Annotated in this window: 16 protein-coding genes; 13 read left to right on the top strand and 3 right to left on the bottom strand. The window is 46.0% G+C overall.

What is annotated here, in order from left to right; all coding sequences use genetic code 11:
* From NQ510_RS17720 to NQ510_RS17705, 4 genes are all read left to right on the top strand, one after another.
* Positions 1-2739 carry a TonB-dependent receptor gene (locus NQ510_RS17720; protein ID WP_008665291.1) on the top strand — a complete coding sequence of 913 codons (2739 nt, stop codon included), beginning with the start codon at positions 1-3 and terminating at the stop codon, positions 2737-2739.
* A gap of 6 nt (positions 2740-2745) precedes the next feature.
* Entirely contained in the window at positions 2746-3909 is a 1164-nt protein-coding gene (locus tag NQ510_RS17715) for a DUF4249 domain-containing protein (protein WP_005831878.1), read from the top strand.
* Positions 3910-3921: 12 nt separating this feature from the next.
* On the top strand, positions 3922-5055 hold the full coding sequence (locus tag NQ510_RS17710; RefSeq protein WP_005831875.1) for a DUF4249 domain-containing protein: 1134 nt from the start codon (positions 3922-3924) through the stop codon (positions 5053-5055).
* A gap of 84 nt (positions 5056-5139) precedes the next feature.
* Positions 5140-6705, top strand: coding sequence for a hypothetical protein (locus NQ510_RS17705; protein WP_227212788.1), 1566 nt, complete (start codon positions 5140-5142; stop codon positions 6703-6705).
* Between the two features lie 79 nt (positions 6706-6784).
* On the opposite strand, the gene NQ510_RS17700 is transcribed toward NQ510_RS17705, so the two are convergent.
* Positions 6785-6925, bottom strand: a complete 141-nt coding sequence (locus NQ510_RS17700) for a hypothetical protein (RefSeq protein WP_005832819.1) — start codon at positions 6923-6925, stop codon at positions 6785-6787.
* 245 nt (positions 6926-7170) lie between these two features.
* Here NQ510_RS17700 and NQ510_RS17695 point away from each other — a divergent pair, with 245 nt between their 5' ends.
* The 8 genes from NQ510_RS17695 to NQ510_RS17660 all read left to right on the top strand — a co-directional run bounded on the left by NQ510_RS17695 (position 7171) and on the right by NQ510_RS17660 (position 16575).
* A complete protein-coding gene (locus NQ510_RS17695) occupies positions 7171-7746 on the top strand; it encodes a Crp/Fnr family transcriptional regulator (RefSeq protein WP_008665297.1) in 576 nt (191 codons plus the stop codon).
* Positions 7747-7801: 55 nt separating this feature from the next.
* On the top strand, positions 7802-8404 hold the full coding sequence (locus tag NQ510_RS17690) for a sugar O-acetyltransferase (RefSeq protein WP_005832814.1): 603 nt from the start codon (positions 7802-7804) through the stop codon (positions 8402-8404).
* A 66-nt stretch (positions 8405-8470) separates the two neighbouring features.
* Positions 8471-9382 carry a LytTR family DNA-binding domain-containing protein gene (locus tag NQ510_RS17685; protein ID WP_005831863.1) on the top strand — a complete coding sequence of 304 codons (912 nt, stop codon included), beginning with the start codon at positions 8471-8473 and terminating at the stop codon, positions 9380-9382.
* A 137-nt stretch (positions 9383-9519) separates the two neighbouring features.
* Positions 9520-11445, top strand: a complete 1926-nt coding sequence (locus NQ510_RS17680) for a TonB-dependent receptor plug domain-containing protein (RefSeq protein ID WP_005831861.1) — start codon at positions 9520-9522, stop codon at positions 11443-11445.
* 28 nt (positions 11446-11473) lie between these two features.
* Entirely contained in the window at positions 11474-11887 is a 414-nt protein-coding gene (locus tag NQ510_RS17675) for a DUF2141 domain-containing protein (RefSeq protein ID WP_005831860.1), read from the top strand.
* A gap of 86 nt (positions 11888-11973) precedes the next feature.
* Positions 11974-14661, top strand: a complete 2688-nt coding sequence (locus NQ510_RS17670) for a transglutaminase domain-containing protein (RefSeq protein ID WP_005831857.1) — start codon at positions 11974-11976, stop codon at positions 14659-14661.
* Between the two features lie 51 nt (positions 14662-14712).
* Positions 14713-15510: a TrmH family RNA methyltransferase gene (locus NQ510_RS17665; protein WP_005831855.1), complete on the top strand. Its 798-nt coding sequence runs from the start codon at positions 14713-14715 to the stop codon at positions 15508-15510.
* Between the two features lie 27 nt (positions 15511-15537).
* Complete coding sequence (locus NQ510_RS17660; RefSeq protein ID WP_005831853.1) at positions 15538-16575, top strand: alcohol dehydrogenase; 1038 nt, start codon at positions 15538-15540, stop codon at positions 16573-16575.
* A 59-nt stretch (positions 16576-16634) separates the two neighbouring features.
* On the opposite strand, the gene NQ510_RS17655 is transcribed toward NQ510_RS17660, so the two are convergent.
* On the bottom strand, positions 16635-17645 hold the full coding sequence (locus NQ510_RS17655; RefSeq protein ID WP_005831851.1) for a GGGtGRT protein: 1011 nt from the start codon (positions 17643-17645) through the stop codon (positions 16635-16637).
* A gap of 18 nt (positions 17646-17663) precedes the next feature.
* Positions 17664-18365 (bottom strand): iron-sulfur cluster assembly scaffold protein, encoded by a 702-nt coding sequence (locus tag NQ510_RS17650; RefSeq protein WP_005831848.1) that lies wholly within the window; start codon positions 18363-18365, stop codon positions 17664-17666.
* Positions 18366-18808: 443 nt separating this feature from the next.
* Here NQ510_RS17650 and NQ510_RS17645 point away from each other — a divergent pair, with 443 nt between their 5' ends.
* Complete coding sequence (locus tag NQ510_RS17645; RefSeq protein WP_008665373.1) at positions 18809-19306, top strand: DMP19 family protein; 498 nt, start codon at positions 18809-18811, stop codon at positions 19304-19306.
* Positions 19307-19372 lie beyond the last annotated feature (66 nt).

Raw genomic sequence — 19372 nt, 5'->3', positions numbered from 1 at the left:
ATGAAAGCACATAATCTTAAATATACAGTAGCCTTTTTCCTCCTATTGTCGCCTTTCGGCATGTTTGCACAGCAACAGATGGCTATGGACAGCATTTCCATATTCGAATTGATGGATGCAGTAGAAAAGGGCACGTCTTGCCGTATTTATACAACGATAACGGTTCCTTTTAAAGTGAAGCGGGCAGAGGTGAAGAACCCCACTGCCGAGTACTTGAGAGAGGCTTTGGCAGCTACTATCTATAAGGTGACGGTTTATGGTGACAGAATATTTGTCTTGCCGGAGGTTTTTCTGGCCACCTCGCTGCCACCGGTATTGATGGGGGAAAAGTTGGAGACGGATGAGGAACTATTGCCTTCATACATTCCTATTGTGAAGTCTTCTTCAGAAAACAAGGTCTATGAGATAGGAAACAAGTACAAGCCTGCCCCCGGAGATATGATAACTTTGACCGGAAGAGTTTCTGACTTTAAGACCGGCCAGAATCTGGATGGTATCAACATCATTCATCGAGAGCCGTGGGTAGCTACGACGACCAACCGTCAGGGGGAATTTACCATTGACCTGCCTGCAGGCTATAATATTCTTGAAATCAGTGGGATGAATATCAAAGTGACCCATCGGCAATTTATGCTTTATGGTGAAGGCATTGTCCATATCGAGTTGGAAGAGGAAGACCATATGCTGGATGAGGTGCTTATTGTTTCGGGGCGTATACAGAACGTGAAAAGTGTGCAGTTGGGAATGGAGAAGCTGCAGCCTGCCCTGCTGAAAAACATTCCTACGGCTATGGGTGAGGTGGATGTGCTGAAGATGATACAGACACTTCCCGGCATCAAGACAGTGGGGGAGGCATCAAGCGGTTACAATGTGCGTGGGAGTGCCGCTGACCAGAACCTGCTTCTTTTCAATAACGGAACGATTTATAACCCCAATCATCTTTTCGGTTTTTTCACGGCTTTTAATTCGGACATGATAAAGGATGCGGAACTTTATAAGAGCAGTATCCCCAGCCAGTATGGCGGGCGTATCGCTTCCGTACTGAACATCACCAGCAAGGAGGCGAACAAGGAAAAGTTTACCGGTTCTGCAGGTATCGGGCTTGTGACCAGTAAGTTGAATCTCGAGATTCCCATCATTAAGGAAAAGACTTCCCTTCTGCTGAGTGGACGTACGACCTATTCGGACTGGATAATGAAGACATTGCCCAACAAAAGCGGGTATCGTGATGGGAAAGCCGGTTTCTATGATTTGGGGACTGTCTTCTCGCATACGGTGAACGAGCGCAACAAGCTGAATGTCTATGGCTATTATAGTCACGACCGTTTTGCCTTTAATGACAATGAGAAGTATGCCTACAACAATATGAATTTCTCGGCAAACTGGAGGACCGTCTTTGCAGAAAAGCTGACCGGAAACTTCTCTTTCGGTTATGACCACTACGATTACCGAAATGATGAAACGGTGGAGGAAGCGTCTGCCGCACGGCTGTCTTTTGCCATTAACCAATGGTTTGGAAAAGCGGACTTTCTTTATCAAGCCGGCAATAGCCATGCGGTGAACTTCGGTTTGATGAGCCAGCTGTATAATGTGAATTCCGGGACCTACGAGCCGGTGGGGCCTAATTCGCTGGTAAGATATGATGAACTGCAAAAGGATAAAGCACTGGAAAGTGCCGTTTATATAGGGGATGAATGGGATATAACTTCCAGGCTCTCCATCAATGCGGGTATACGCTATTCCATGCTCAATGCTTTGGGACCGCGCACTTACTATACATATCAGGAAGGTATACTGCCCTCCATGTCTTCGGTGGCGGATTCTATCACGGCGGGGAATGGAAAGGTCATCAAGACCTATCACGGACCGGAATTCAGAGTGTCGGCACGTTATGCCTTTACAGATGATTTTTCCGTAAAGGCCGGTTTCAATACGATGAGGCAGTATATCCATAAGGTATCGAATACTGCCGTTATGTCTCCTACAGATACCTGGAAGCTGAGCGACCCCAATATCAAGCCTCAACGTGGCTGGCAGGTGGCGGCAGGCGCCTACTATAATACGCCGGGGCAACTTCTGGAATTATCTGTAGAAGGATATTACAAAAAGCTGATTGATTATCTGGATTATCGCAGTTCCGCCCAAATCCTGATGAACCACCATCTGGAGACGGATGTCATCAATACGGAGGGATATGCTTACGGCGTGGAATTCCAGGTGAAAAAACCGGCTGGAAAACTGAACGGGTGGATGAGCTATACTTATTCGCGCACTTTCTTGCGTCAGAATGATCCGCGCATAGCCCGTCCCATCAATGGTGGAGAATGGTATCCGACCGAGTATGACAAGCCGCATGACTTCAAGCTTGTAGGCAATTACAAGTTTACCCGCCGTTACAGCATGTCTTTCAATATGGATTACAGTACGGGCCGTCCCACCACAATTCCTGCCGGGCAATACTACGACCAGGGTTTGAAGAAAATGCAGGTTTACTATACCGACCGTAACAGTTATCGTGTTCCCGACTATTTCCGTATGGATTTGTCGTTCAATATTGAACCCAGTCACCACCTGACATTGTTGACCCACAGTTCCCTTTCTTTCGGTATCTATAACCTGACCGGAAGGAAGAATGTGTACTCTGTCTATTTTGTGTCCGAGGAGGGTAGGATTCAAGGATACAAGATGTCCATATTCGGTGCTCCCATTCCTTTTGTTACTTATAATATTAAATTCTGAAAGGGTATGAAGAATAAAGTATATTGGGTGATATGTATATGTCCGTTATGGTTGTTCCTTAGTAATTGTGTGGATAAGTTCAATGCCCACTTGCCGGAAAGTAGTATCGGCCTTCTCATAGTTGAAGGTAGTATAATATCGGATAGTGCTGTCGTGTTTTCTTTGAGCCGTTCCTTTTCCTTGGATGTGGAAGGGGTTCCTCCTGATTTCAATAAGGTGGATGCTGAAGTTTGTGTAACCGGTGAGGATGGCTCCAGTTTTAGGGGTGTTGCGTTGGGTAATGGAAAGTACCGGGTTGCTGTCGGAACATTGCATAGGGATGTCCGCTATAGCTTGAAGATTGTCTATGAGGGAGATATCTATACTTCCGAACCTCAATATCCGATAGGAACGGAAAGCATAGACGATGTCACCTACGAACAGCAAGGGGAGTATGGTGATGTCAGTATCCGTTTCTCTATGCAAAGCAAAGATGCTGCATGTTATTCTTGGAGTTATGAAGAAGATTGGGAGGTGAGGGCCGTATACAATCCTATGTGTGCTTATGACCCCGAAACAGATAAGATCGTTGATTATGATGCTAGACCATACTCACGCGGATGGTGTCATAGTGAATCGTCCGAGATAATAATAGGTAATATGGAAATAAACAAGGATAATCGTGTAAAGGATAAGTGTCTCTATTCCATTGAAGCAGACGATATTCGTTTTTCTTGCTATTACAGTACTATAGTGAAACAACGTAAGATTTCGAAGGGTGAATATGAATATTATCAGGAGAAAATAAAGCTTAATGAGGAGATGGGCGGGTTGTTTGTTCCCCAGCCTTCGGAATTGCCGTCGAACATTAGATGTGAAAGCTCAAATAAACAGGCCATTGGATATGTTGGTGTCAGTTTGAATGTGGCGGAATATCGCATTTTCATTTCTACAGATAATATACAATATAGGCTTCCTGAGGGGTATTGTCAGGGAGCGAAAGGGCTGAAAGAAGAGTATACATTTTTAGATTTATACTTGATGGGGTATACCATTGCATATCCGGACCCGGACCCACGTACGGGATTCAAAGGTTATGCATGGGTTTCTGGAGGTTGTACAGACGTACGCTATTTAGGTGCCAGCTTGGAAAAGCCTTCCTTCTGGCCAGTTGAAATCAATCTGTTTTAATAAGAAAAAGCGATGAATAATGCAAAATATATAGTAACATGGATATGCTTGTTGTGGCTCACTATTGGCAGTTGTGTGGATAAATTCAATGCGCACTTGCCGGAGAGTAGTACGAGGGTGCTTATAGTTGAAGGTAACATCATATCAGATAGTACAGTCGTTTTTTCCTTGAGCTGTTCCTTTCCTTTGAATGTAGAAGGAATTCCTCAGGATTATAACAAGATAGATGCAGAAGTCAGTGTAGTAGGAAGTGATGGTTCTTGTTTTAATGGCACTTCTTTGGGAGATGGAAAATACCAAGTTGTAATTGGCTCTTTGAATAAAGATGCCAGCTATAGTCTGAAAATTGTGTATGAAGGGGATATTTATACTTCGGAGCCTCAATATCCATTGGAGACAGAAACAATAAATGACGTTACCTACGAGCAACCGGAAAAATACGGTGACATCTCTATCCGCTTTTCTATGCGGAGTGAAGATGGCGGATGTTATTTCTGGAGTTACGAGGAAGATTGGGAAGTGAGGGCAGTATATAATCCCAAGTTCCGTTATGACCCTACCACTGATGAGGTGGTTGATTTTGATGCTACATCATATGCACGGGGATGGTGTCATGATAAGTCGGCTAAAATCATAGTAGGTAATATAGGAACAAATAAGGATACTCAATTGAAGGATAAGTGGCTCTATTCTATAAAGGCAGATAATAACCGTGTCTTTCATCATTATAGCACTTTGGTGAAACAGCGTAAGATTTCGAGGGGCGAGTACGAATATTATCAGGAGAAAATAAAAATCAATGAAGAAATGGGTGGATTGTTTATTCCTCAGCCTTCAGAACTTCCTACGAATATTATTTGCAACAATTCAGGCAAAAATGTAGTTGGTTATGTGGGAGTTAGCATGAATGTGGCAAAATATCGTATTTTCATTTCTGCCGATGATATATATTATAGGTTTCCTGACGGTTATTGCCAAGAATTTAGAGGTTGGGCAGATTCGTACATGGATTTATATGTGATGGGATATGCTATTGCTTATCCATTGATGGTAGGTTATGCATGGGTTTCCGGAGGTTGTACAGACGTACGCTATTTAGGTGCCAGCTTGGAAAAGCCTTCCTTCTGGCCGGATGAAATGAATTAATATTGAAATGATATGAAGAGAGTGATATTTTGTATTATAGGTTGGGTTCTTGTATTGGGATTACACGCTCAAATTGTTGAGAATATGCGTATTTATACAGACAAGGACTGCTATGTGGCTGGAGAAGATTTGTGGATAAAAGTTTGTGTGACGGATTCCTTGTCTCGTGGAAGCGTATTAAGCAAAGTAGCTTATGTAGAGATAAGTGACACGAAGCTGGTATACGCACAAGGTAAAATCGACTTGCAGAACGGGAATGGATGGGGACGTATCAGACTTCCGCAAGTCATGCATACCGGAGCTTACCAACTGACGGCATATACGCGTTATATGAGGAACTATCCTATGGCTTGTTTCCCAAAGAAGTATATAGCCTTGCTTAATACTGTTCAGACAACAGAGGAGGATAATGTGGAACTTTTCACGGATTCCATTACCGTTTCACAAGCTTCCGGCAATCAGCTTTCCGGAGCGGACTTATGGACAGATAAATCGGTCTATGGGAACCGGAGTAAAGTAGCCTTGACATTACCCAATCTGCCTGCTGATGTCAAGGAGCTTACTTTGTCCGTAGTACGAAAAGACTATGTGCTAAAGGGGTTTCCAATATCAGCCGACGGGCAGAAGAACTATACAAGTGTTCCGGAACGGTCATTTGCTGCAGAGTGTGAAGGGCATATTGTAACCGGCAGGCTGATGGGAGCGCCTGCTGACAATGTAAATGCACGTCTGGCATGTGTGGGCAAGGATATTCGTGTCTTTGGCGGACAGCCTAAGGCTGACGCTATTTATGCTTTTTATACGACCGGAATAACGGATATGCAGGAGATTGTATTAACTGCATTACCGGAGGAGGAAAGTCCCTGCCGATTGGAGCTTATTTCTCCTTTTGTCGGGGTGTTGGCGGAAAAACTTCCTAAAGTCTGTGTGTCATTTCGGAAAGAAGACTTGATAGAGCGTGGTTTCAGCGCGCAATTACATTCTCTTTTGCCGGTAGATTCTTCGTATAGCAAGAGTATATTGCAACAACTTTATGATTTTGTTCCCGCTTCCACTTATAATCTGGATGAGTATGTTCGTTTCAGGACTGTGAGGGATGTTTTTGTGGAATTTGTCAAGGGAATACGTATCAGTCAGCTGGAAGGTAAAGATGTCATCCGGATACTGCAACCGGATATAAGGAGATTCAGTAATATGAAAACACTGGTGTTGTTAGACGGGATTCCGTTTGATGACCATGAAACCATTCTGAACTATGATGCCCGTTTGATACACTATATACATCGTTATACTGGCAAATATACTTTTGGCGGGGAGTTGTATGATGGAATTGTTTCGTTTATAACCCATCGGGGAACATTGCCTGATATACGTTTGGATAAGAATTCACAGATGTTTTCTTATGAGTTTCCACAAAAGAGAATCGCATTTGTTGCTCCATCATACAATTCAGAGAAACAAGCCGGTTCTCGCTTACCGGATTTTCGGCATACACTTTATTGGAATCCGGAGATAACTTCCGCTATGGGTACACTCAACTTTTATACTTCGGATATGAACGGAATATATATAATTACCCTACAAGGAATTTCGGTTGACGGTAGGGAGATAAGGATGCAAAGTGAGTTTGTTGTTGGTGCTAACCATTAGTATAGATGGATAAAAAAGAAAAAGGGCAGAGAACTGAAAAGTTCCCTGCCCTTTATTCATTGTATTTAAAGGTGTTTTTTTACATGGTTACGAGTGACTGCTTTGCAAGCAGCTTTTGTAGTTTACCGTTCAGTGTTTGACACATTGTTCCATTACCCATTGCCTGATAGCGTTTGATTTGGTACTGTAACATAAAAATTTCATTTGCATTCTTTTTCATAATTCTCATCTTTTTGTGCTCTCCGCGTTTCGGAAAGCGGGTTTTTACATCTTTTCTTTTATCTTATAACGTTGCAAAGATACGAAATGTTTGCGAGAAATGTGTTTTATAACATAAAAAATAGCCATTCATCCTTTATTTTCTTTAGAAATACTAGATTTTGCAATCTATATATGACAAATATGTTACGCAAGTTTCGCAAACTCTTCCTTGTTTTATACCTTTGTAAAAAGGGATATTTTAGTATGGAGAATATTGTCAGAACAATAAGAGTTTATTATCCGGTTTCAGATGAAGCATTGGCGACATTGGCACATGGTTTTGAAAAGCAAGTGTTTCCTGTCAAAACACTTATTATCCGTGCAGGACAATTTGATAGGCAAGTCCACTTCATAGAGAAGGGAATGACACGCTCGTACACCTTGCACGATGGAAAAGAAGTAACGACATGGTTCTCTATGGAAGGTGATGTAGCTTGTGGCTCGTGGGATTTATATAGGAACAAAGCAGGCTTTGAATACGTGGAAACATTGGAAGAAACACTGGTCTATTCTATTTCCATTGAAACGCTTAATGAGTTGTATAAGTCAGATATAGATATTGCAAATTGGATGAGGGTGTTACAACAGGAAAATTTTCTTCGCTTACAAGATATTCATATATCTCGCCTCAACTTGTCTGCGTATGAGCGTTATGAAAAATTAATGAGTGAGTGTCCGGCCCTTTTTCATAGAGTGACTTTGGGACATATCGCTTCTTTCCTTGGCATTACACAACAATCATTGAGTCGTATCAGGGCAAAGGGGTATTTTTTAACATAGGATAAATTCCTATACATTAGAGTTTTGTATTTTTGTCCGCAAAAACAGGATGCGTATGAAAACAGAATATGAAAAGTGCATGGCTGGCGAACCTTTTATAGGAAGCAGGGATCCGAAAATAGTGGAGATGATTTTGCGTACAAAACGTCTCCTGGCACAATTCAATGCCACAGATTATGCCGATAGCAAGCGCAGGAGGGAGTTGTTGTGTGAGATGTTGGGACATGTAGGCAAGAATGTGCATGTGGATATTGACTTCCATTGTGAATGTGGCAAGCATATTTTTATGGGCGACAAGGTAATTGTCAACATGAATTGTACCTTTGTGGACAACAATCGTATTGACATAGGTAGCAACGTCTTAATAGCCTCTAATGTACAGATATATACGGCAACCCATTCTACCAAAGTAGATGAACGTATGGTGCAGGACTGTCCGGAAGAACAAGAAATCTGCCGTACGTATGCCTTACCTGTACGAATAGAGGATGGAGTATGGATTGGTGGAGGGGTTGTCATTTTGCCTGGTGTCACCATCGGGAGGAACAGCGTTATCGGGGCGGGGAGTGTGGTTACCCGTTCTATTCCTGCGAATTGTGTGGCAGTGGGAAATCCTTGTCGTGTGATAAAACAGATTGATAATATAGTATCTGTATGAGCATGTGTTGAGTAAATGTATTATCTTTGCATATATTACCATGTAAACAAGAGAGACTATATACTTATGGGGAAATTGGTGGAACTTTGGCGGAGTCCTTATCCTACGTTTTATCAACGCTGGAAGGCAGTAGTGATACCTTCGGCCATTATTTTTCTGATATTATATATACTTCAGCCGTTCGGTATTTCCCGGATAAAGGGAAGTGTGTTTGGGGTGGTTGCCGGTTCTGCATTGATTGCGGCAGGTGCTTCGGGAGTTTTCACCTATTTGCTTCCGGCATTATTTCCTGCTTATTACAAGGAGCAGAACTGGACATTGGGTAAGCATGTGTTGAATTTGCTGCTGATGTTGTTGCTGATAGCAGTGGGGATTTGGGCCTATCAATCATGGTTGATGGGAATGTGGTTGGACAAGCGGTTGTTCTTTCTGGCTTTGTCTTGGGTAATGGTGCTGGCACCTTTTCCTACCATATTTTTTCTGATGTGGAACCGCAATTTGCAACTGACCCGCAATCTGAAAGAAGCTATGGAGATGAACGGTCACCTTTCAAGGAGAATATCCCCGGAAGTTGGGATAGCGAGCTTGGAAGACAAGGTGTTTTCCTCGGAAGAAGCGTTGGTGTTTGCCGGTGGCACCAAAGAAATGCTGGAAGTAAAGGCCGGAGATTTCCTTTATGCAGAGGCAAAGGGGAATTACGTAAAAGTAGGTTACCGTTCAGATTCGGATAAAGAAAAGAAAATTACATGGAGATTGTTGCGTGCCACCATGAAGCAGGCAGAGGAAGCTGTCTCTGCTTGCCCTTTTATTATCCGTTGCCATAGGGCCTTTCTTGTAAACATCCGGATGGTGGTGAAAGTAGATGGAAACTCTCAGGGATATAAGCTGAATCTGGAGGGTTGCGAAGAAGAGGTTCCGGTTTCACGCGCATACGCCAAAGAGGTGAAAGCATTGATTGAAAACCGGACAAAGAGTTAGTCACTCGTCACAGAAATACGTTGTTCGTCACAAAGAGTTTGTTGGTTGTCACATATCCGGGCTGTCTGTCCCGGATATTTTTTTGTCTTATACCCTTCCTTTATGTTTGCGGCAGGAAACACAACGAATGTAAAGATATGAAACGGGAAACAGTCTTTGGGATATTGGGCGTATTACTTTATACACAGCCTTCCGTAGCGCAGAAATCAGTGACCGATACAGTACGTCTGAATTTTAATATAGACAGTGTCGCTTTGGAAGAAGTAGTGGTAAAAGGAGCCAGAACTCCTGCTGCCAACAGCCGTTGGAGCGATATGCATCCGGTGGAACTGGTTACGGTGGGCGGTGCGAACGGTGATTTATACAAGGCATTGCAGACTTTGCCCGGTACGCAAGTGCAGGGTGAAACCGGTGAATTGCTGGTACGTGGTGGAGGCAGTTACGAGACGCAGACTTTTATTGATGGAATGCATGTACTGAATCCCTATACTTCGAACGGAATAAATACCCCTGCTCGCAGCCGTTACTCTACATTTATGTTCAGTGGGGTAAACCTTGCTTCGGGAGGCGCTTCACAAGAATATGGAGAAGCGCTTTCGGCAGTCTTGCCATTGGAAACAAAAGATTACAGCAAGGTCGATAAAGTCGGAGTGAACGCTTCCGTTGTCGGTGTTGGTGGAGGGGGCACAAAGACTTTTGACAGAGGATCCTTGTCTGTTGACTTGAATTATCAGAACCTGGGTTTGTATGACAAGGTTTATTCGGGCAGGAGGGATTTCGAGAAGCCTTACCGGATGTTTTCCGGAGCTGTCCAGTTCCGTTATACTCTTGATGAAAGAGTGGTATGGAAGGTTTACGCACAATACGACCGGACGGACTTTTCCACTTACGAAGGGGATAACCGCAGATTGTTCGGGCTGGGTGAAGACAATATCTATGTAAATGCAACCTTTCGCAGGCATACTTCCAGAGAGTGGAGTTGGTTTGCAGGGGCGGCCTATTCTTACTATAACCGGAGAATGGGAGGAGCAGTTGTTTCGGGTGATAACTGGCTGGAACATCAGCAAGAGACGCATCTGAAGGCTAAAGTTTCCAAACGGCTGTCATCGGTATTCCGCCTGGATATGGGGATAGAGAGCTATATCCGCAATTACAGGAATCATTATCTGTTGTGCGGGACGGATGACAGCAATCGCATGTCGCCTACCATTGGTGCGGGTTTCTTTTCGATGGCTTATTATCCGATGGAACAATTGAAGATGGAGTTTTCTTTTCGCACGGAATACACTTCTCCGAACCGTAAGATGAATTTCTCTCCCCGGCTGGCGGCGAACTATTATTGGGGAAACATGATGCTGTCGGGGATTGTAGGGCGATACACACAGTTGCCCGAGAACAACTGTCTGGTGCGTCGGCCGCAGTTGATGTCGGAAGTATGTATGCAGTACAATTTAGGCGTTCAGTACGACTATGAAGGGCGTTTCTGTAAAGCTGAACTTTATTATAAGGATTATGACCGTCTGGCATTGGAGGAAACGGATGCCGATACGAAAGCTGTATTCTTGACCTCCAACGGTTATGGACACAGCAAAGGCATAGACTTGTTCTTCCGTGATAGAGCGTCCTTCAAGAATCTGGAATACCAGTTATCCTATACCTATAATATAGCCAAACGTAAATATCGGGAGTATCTGGAACTGACTACTCCTCAGTATGCTACACGGCATAATGCAGCCTGGGTGGTGAAGTATTCCTTGCCTCGCCTGCGTTCCATTGTCAGCGTGACCGACCGTTTCAGTAGCGGACGTCCTTATCATAACCCCATGCTGCCGGGTCTGATGAACGATGAAGTGAAGCCTTATAACAGTCTGGATTTGGGTGTGACCTTCCTGGCAAGCAAGAAGGTAATTATCCATGCTTCCGCCAGCAATATCCTTTGCCGGAAGAATGAGTTCGGTAAGGTGGATAACAAGGCTGTCCTGGCTTCCAGCGACCATTTTTTCTATGTAGGAGTATATGTGACTTTAGGCAAGAAGGCCGCCTACGATGTATCCAATTTTTAGACAATAACCCTTTTTAAAATAAACAAAGATGAAAGCAATGATTATTTTTTTAGTATTTGTAATGCAAAGTGCCGCCCAGCTGCTCTTTGCCCAGAACCTGACTATTGAAGTGTGTGACATTGAAAAGGTGGAGGGGCATCTCTATGTCGCCATCTACAATTCGGAAGAAACATTCATGAAGAAACCCTTGACCGCCTTCCGGATAGATGTGAAAGATACGTCGCTCTCCATTCCTTGCCAGGGGTTACCTGCGGGTACGTATGCCATTTCGCTGTTTCAAGACGAGAACGGAAACGGGAAACTGGATACTGCCGTTTTCGGCATTCCTACAGAGAAGTACGGGTTCAGTAATGATGCTCAAGGCGTTATGGGCCCGCCGTCTTATGACAAATGCAGCTTCACTTTTTCCGGAGACACGACTTTGGTGATACATCTGAAGTAGAGTGATTATGTAAGTAAAAACGGGAATTAATTTTCTTTTGCGGACGATTTACACTATTTTTGTGGCTCAACCTTAATAATTGCATTATGAAACGAGTTGCACGACTTCTGGGATTTCTCGGACTGGTATGTTTGCTTGCCTCTTGCGGCAAACGTTCTTTCATTACAGACACTTCTTACCGCCAACGTGTGGAGCAGGATTTCAATCAAAAAAAAGAAAGGTTGCCGCAGGGCGATTTGTTTGCCATATTCGATACGGACTTGACGTCGTACGAACGCGAAGCTTTGGAGTTCCTTTATGCCTATATGCCTTTGGCAGACATTGCCGATTATTCCGGAGAATTTCATCTGATGAACGTGCGCGCCTCCCAAAAGGCTGCCGATGAGATGCCTTGGGGAAAAGTTATTCCTGAGGATTTGTTTCGTCATTTTGTACTTCCGGTGCGGGTCAACAATGAGCATCTGGACAGTGCACGGGTAGTGTTTTACGAAGAACTGAAGAATCGTGTCAAGTCTCTGTCCCTCTATGATGCCATTCTGGAGGTGAACCACTGGTGCCACGAGAAGGCTATCTATACTCCCTCCGATGCCCGTACCAGTTCGCCTTTGGCAACGGTACGCACGGCATACGGGCGTTGTGGCGAGGAATCTACCTTGCTGGTTGCCGCCTTGCGTTCGGTGGGTATCCCTGCCCGTCAGGTCTACACACCCCGGTGGGCGCATACCGACGACAATCATGCGTGGGTAGAAGCATGGGCAGACGGGAAATGGTATTTTCTTGGAGCCTGCGAACCCGAACCGGTACTCAACCTTGGTTGGTTCAATGCTCCGGCCAGTCGCGGTATGCTGATGCATACCAAGGTCTTCGGACGTTATGAAGGAGCGGAGGAAGTGATGTCTGTCACTCCTACTTATACGGAAATCAATGTAATCGGTAACTATGCACCGACGGCTAAGGCCACAGTTACGGTCATGGACGGACATGGAAATCCGGTGTCTGATGCTTGTGTGGAGTTCAAGCTCTATAATTATGCGGAGTTCTATACTGTAGCCCGGAAGCAGACCGATGCAGAGGGAAAGGCTTTTTTGACGGCCGGTAAGGGTGACATGCTGGTATGGGCTTCCAAAGACGGAAAATTCGGCTATGCCAAACTTTCTTTCGGTAAGGACCATGAACTGGTTGTGAAGATGGATAAGACTGCCGGCGACGGCCATGCGGTAGATTTTGAACTTGTGCCGCCCCCCGAAAATGCGGAGTTGCCGGCGGTTACGCCCGAACAGCGTGCGGCGAATGACCGCCGCATGGTCCATGAAGATTCCATCCGCAACGCTTATGTGTCTATGTTCATGACGGATGAGACGGCGCGTTATTTTGCCCGGCAGTACAAGCTCGACGAAGATGCCGTTTCACGGATACTGGTCGCTTCCAGAGGAAACCATCGGGTCATTGCCGACTTCATGGCACGGTTGCGCTCTGAAAAGTCCAAAAGAGGAGGTCTGGACCTGCTCCAACGGATTTCGGCAAAAGACCTCCGCGACGTTACACTGGAAGTTCTGATGGACCACATGCAATCCCGTATGTGCAAGAATGCCGACCATTTCCGCAGATATGTGCGCAATCCACGCGTAAGCAACGAGATACTGACCCCCTATAAAGGATTTTTCAAGAAAGCCGTCTCAAAGGAAGATGCTGAGGCATACAAGGCAGAGCCGATGAAACTGGTGGCATGGGTGGCCCAAAATATCCGGGTAGACAATGACTGTAATTTGGGAGGGGCTCCCATTTCTCCGGAAGGGGTCTGGAAGGCCCGTGTGGCTGATGCCCATAGTCGTGACATTTTCTTCGTCTCCATGGCACGCAGCATGGCAATCCCTGCCCGTATCAACGGAGTGACCGGCAAAGTACAGTTGATAGGGGATGATGGTGCGATGGATGTGGACTTGAACCATCATCCGGAAGAGCCGGTCTTTATGGCAGAAGGAATTGCTTCGAAGGGAAAGTTGGTGGCTTCCTATAAGCCTATCCGTTCGTTGGATAACCCGAAATACTATTCTCATTTCACTCTTTCCAAACAGACCCCGCAGGGCAGTTTGCAATTGCTTTCCTATGACGAAGGCGATGCAGATATGGGCGGCGGTACTACATGGAGCAATCTGCTGAAGGAAGGAACTGCTCTGGAGGCCGGAGATTATGTTTTGGTGACCGGTACACGCCTTGCCAGCGGTGCGGTACTTTCTAAAACCACCTTTTTCAATATTCTGCCGGAGAAGACAACGGAAATTGAGTTGGTGATGCGCGAGAGCGAGGATGAGGTGCAGGTTATCGGGAACTTTAATTCGGAGTCTCTCTTCACTCCGCTGCCGGACGCCGGCTCCGCAGCCCGGCAGAGTCTGCTGCAGGCTTGTGGGCGCGGTTACTTTGTCGTAGGCATTCTGGGTGTCAATCAAGAGCCAACCAATCATGCGTTGCGCGACATCGCTTCATTCAAGGCTGATTTGGAGAAGTGGGGGCGTAAGATGGTGTTGCTGTTCCCTAATGAGGCCAAAGCCGGCAAGTTCGCCCGCGAGTCATTCCCCGATTTGCCCTCTACCATTATTTATGGTATAGATACGGACGGTATCGCTGCGCAGATTGCAGAAAGCATGAAGTTGAAGCATAAAGAGAGCCTGCCGATGTTCATCATAGCCGATACTTTCAATCGGGTGGTCTTTGTATCGCAAGGATACACCATCGGACTGGGAGAACAACTGATGAAGACAATAAAGGGGTTATAGGGCTTTCTGCCATGAATTGTAAATAGTAATCGTCAAATAGTAAATCATCCGATGCCTGTTATCGAAATATCATCTTTGACCCATCCCGGTGTGGAGATATTCAGTACCCTTACCGAAGCCCAGTTGCGCAACCGCCTTGAGCCGGACAAAGGGCTGTTTATAGCTGAGAGTCCTAAGGTTATCAAGGTGGCTCTGGATGTCGGCTACGAGCCTTTGGCCCTTTTGTGTGAGCACAAGCACATCTATGGGGATGCTGCTGAAATCATTGAGCGTTGTGGCGATATACCCGTCTACACAAGCGGTAGGGAATTGCTTGCCGAGCTGACCGGCTACGTTTTGACGCGTGGTGTTCTTTGTGCCATGCGCCGTCCGGTTCCGAAGAGTATGGAGGACGTCTGCCGGGGAGCCCGGCGTATTGTGGTTATCGACGGGGTGGTGGATACCACCAATATTGGGGCCATCTTCCGTTCGGCGGCAGCTCTTGGCATGGATGCTGTGCTGTTGACGCGTAATTCCTGCGACCCTCTGAACCGTCGTGCGGTCCGGGTTTCAATGGGAACGGTTTTTCTTGTGCCGTGGACGTGGATGGACGGTCCTCTGGATACGCTCGGTGAGTTGGGTTTCCGCACGGCGGCCATGGCGCTTACGGACAATTCCATTTCCATAGACAATCCCGTTTTGAAGACCGAGCCCCGGTTGGCTATTGTGATGGGTACTGAGGGAGATGGTCTTTCGCACGAAGCGATTGCGGGAGCCGACTATGTGGTTCGTATCCCCATGGCGCACGGTGTAGATTCGCTGAACGTGGCGGCCGCAGCGGCTGTTGCTTTCTGGCAACTTCGCGTTTAGAAGTGATAACTCAAAAAAGCATATATTATGTTGGCATATACTTATATTGAACACGGAAAGTTCGGATTGCTTGAGAAACCGATACCGGTATTGGAAGATGCACGTGATGCTATTGTGCGGGTGACACTGGGTAGCATATGCACCAGTGACTTGCATATAAAGCATGGAAGTGTACCGCGCGCCGTACCCGGAATTACGGTAGGACACGAAATGGTGGGCATCGTAGAGCAGGTGGGTGCCGAAGTTGAGTCGGTAAAGCCCGGCGACCGTGTGACTGTGAATGTGGAGACTTTTTGTGGTAAATGTTTCTTTTGTCGTCACGGATATGTGAACAACTGTACCGACACCAATGGCGGTTGGGCTTTGGGGTGCCGTATCGATGGCGGCCAGGCGGAATATGTACGTGTGCCTTATGCCGACCAGGGACTGAACCGTATTCCCGATACGGTAAGCGACGAGCAGGCGCTCTTGGTAGGCGATGTGTTGGTCACCGGCTTCTGGGCTGCCCGTATCTCCGAAATAACCGAGGAAGACACTGTACTCATCATCGGTGCCGGGCCGACGGGTATTTGTACCCTGCTTTGTTCCATGCTGAAGAAGCCCCGTCGCATTATTGTCTGCGAGCAGTCGGCCGAAAGAATCCGTTTTGTCCGCGAGCATTATCCGGAGGTGCTGGTCATTGGGCCGGAAAACTGCAAAGACTTTGTGAGGAAGCATAGCGACCATGGTGGGGCAGATGTCGTACTTGAAGTTGCCGGCACGGAAGATACTTTCCGCTTGGCATGGGAGTGTGCCCGTCCCAATGCCATTGTCACCATTGTGGCGCTTTATGACCAGCCTCAGTTATTGCCCTTGCCGGAGATGTATGGCAAGAATCTTGTCTTCAAGACCGGTGGTGTGGATGGGTGCGATTGTGCCGAGATACTGCGCCTGATAGCGGCGGGACAGATAGATACCACACCGCTTATCACACATCGTTTCTCGTTGGAGGAAATTGACGAAGCCTACCGTATTTTTGAGAATAGGCTGGAGGGGGTGATAAAGGTGGCGATTGTGGGTAGATAGAAAAAGAGGATAGCCAATGAAGGCTATCCTCTTTTTCTATGTAATTATTTACTTGCTACTTACTTGCTCAAAGCCTGAGCCACGTCAACCGCACAAGCCACTGTACATCCTACCATCGGGTTGTTACCGATACCCAGGAATCCCATCATTTCTACGTGGGCAGGAACTGATGAAGAACCAGCGAACTGAGCGTCTGAGTGCATACGACCCATGGTGTCGGTCATACCGTAAGAAGCCGGTCCGGCAGCCATGTTGTCCGGGTGCAGAGTACGACCAGTACCACCACCGGATGCCACTGAGAAGTACGGCTTGCCAGCCAATACGCGTTCTTTCTTATAAGTACCTGCAACCGGGTGTTGAAAGCGGGTCGGATTCGTAGAGTTACCAGTGATGGATACATCCACGCCTTCTTTCCACATGATAGCCACACCTTCGCGAACATCGTCTGCACCGTAGCATTTTACTTTGGCACGGGGACCGTCGCTGTATGCGATTTCACGAACTACTTTCAGTTCACCTGTATAGTAATCGAATTGAGTCTGAACGTATGTAAAGCCGTTGATACGAGAGATAATCTGTGCAGCGTCCTTGCCGAGACCGTTCAGGATGCAACGCAGAGGTTCTTTACGTACCTTGTCAGCTTTAGCGGCAATCTTGATAGCACCTTCGGCAGCAGCGAATGACTCGTGACCTGCCAAGAAAGCGAAACATTTGGTTTCTTCACGCAGCAACATGGCTGCCAAGTTACCATGACCGATACCAACCTTGCGGTCGTCAGCTACAGAACCCGGAATACAAAATGCCTGCAGACCGATACCGATAGCTTCAGCAGCTTCAGCAGCGTTCTTGCAGCCCTTCTTAATGGCGATGGCGCAACCTACAACGTATGCCCATTTTGCATTTTCGAAACAGATGGGCTGAGTTTCTTCACAAGTCTTATAAGGATCGAGACCATGAGCTTCGCAGATAGCATTGGCTTCTTCGATGTCTTTGATACCGTTTGCGTTCAATGCAGCAAGAATCTGCTTGATACGACGGTCTTGGCTTTCAAATTTTACTTCTCTAATCATATGTCTTTCCTCCTTATATTATTCGTGACGTGGGTCAATGTGTTTAACTGCACCTTGCTCTTCAGTGAAGCGGCCGTATGTACCGGTAACTTTCTTCAATGCTTCATTGGCGTCTGTACCTTTCTTGATTTCATCCATAAACTTGCCCAGATGAACAAATTCGTAACCGCAGATTTCGTCGTTCTTGTCCAAAGCGATAGTCTTGATGTAACCTTCTGCCATTTCCAAGTAACGAGAACCCTTAGCCAACGTTCCGTATAATGTGCCTACCTGGCTGCGCAGACCTTTGCCCAAGTCTTCCAAGCCAGCTCCAATCATCAAACCGCCTTCAGAGAAAGCAGACTGAGTACGACCGTAAACAATTTGCAGGAAGAGTTCGCGCATAGCTGTGTTGATAGCGTCGCAAACGAGGTCAGTATTCAATGCTTCGAGGATAGTCTTTCCCGGGAGGATTTCTGATGCCATAGCAGCAGAATGAGTCATACCGGAGCAACCGATAGTCTCAACCAAAGCTTCCTGGATAACGCCTTCCTTTACATTGAGGGTTAATTTACATGCACCTTGCTGAGGAGCACACCAGCCAATGCCGTGTGTCAGACCAGAGATGTCAACAATTTCTTTAGCTTTTACCCATTTACCTTCTTCGGGAATAGGAGCCGGTCCGTGGTTAGGACCTTTCTTCACAACACACATGTGTTCCACTTCGTGTGAATAAGTCATAATTAGCTCTTTTTTTAAGTGATATAATTAAAAAAAACGTAGTCCACTTTTATTAGTCGGGTGCAAAGTTAGTTGTTTTCCCCGTTTCTGCCAACTGTTCAATTTGACTTTTTTATTAAAAAGAAGTAATAAGAAGCTGAATTTCTGCGGAATGTAAAGTGGAGTTTGCAGTTGACTGTTTTTTCTCGTCTCTGATAGGGTTTGTGAATCAATAAGGTATGTGCTTGTTAATCAGGAAGTAATTTTGCCAACCCCTTGCTTGCGTCTTGGCAGGATTTTGCCATGCCTATGGCAAAGTTTTGCCAACGCGGTGGCAAAGTCTTGCCAATGGTAAGGCAAAATCCTGCCAACTGGTTGGCAAGGCGAAGAAAATAAAGGGGAGTCCGTGTTTGACTATGGCTGCAAAGTCTTACCTTTGTGGCACATTAAATAAAATACAAACTATGATAGAAGTTACAGATGTGGCATTGCGCCAGGCTGCCGGTGAAGGGATGGATGCATTCATCGGCGTATTCACCGGTGCTTATAAGAAAGAAATAGGCGGAGAAATGACTGCCGGGACGATGTCTTTGCTTACCGGTGAACAGCATTCATTGTTGGCCTATCAGATATTCCGTGATGAAGTGATGGAGGGAGGCTTCTGCCAACTGATTCAAAATGGTTATGGCGGTTATATTTTCGACAATCCGTTTGCCAAAGTGATGCGTTTGTGGGGAGTGGGCGATTTGAGCAAGTTGGTTTATGCTGCCAAGAAAATATACGATAGCCATCGTGACGACTTGGAACGCGAACGCACAGACGAGGAATTTATGGCAATGTACGAGCAATATGAGGCTTTCGATGAACTGGAAGATGAATTTTTGGAAAAAGAGGAGGAATATACAGCTTTGGTTGCCGGCTATGTGGATGAGCATTTGGAGCTGTTTGCCAAGATTGTGTGATAGAGAGTAACGAGGAAAGTCATATTAGCCTATACCCATTCTTGCCTCTCGGTATTGGAGAGATGT

It is taken from the genome of Bacteroides uniformis, from assembly GCF_025147485.1.
GTDB lineage: Bacteria > Bacteroidota > Bacteroidia > Bacteroidales > Bacteroidaceae > Bacteroides > Bacteroides uniformis.
Note: the sequence above shows the minus strand (reverse complement) of the source record. Positions and strands in the feature narration are given on the sequence as shown.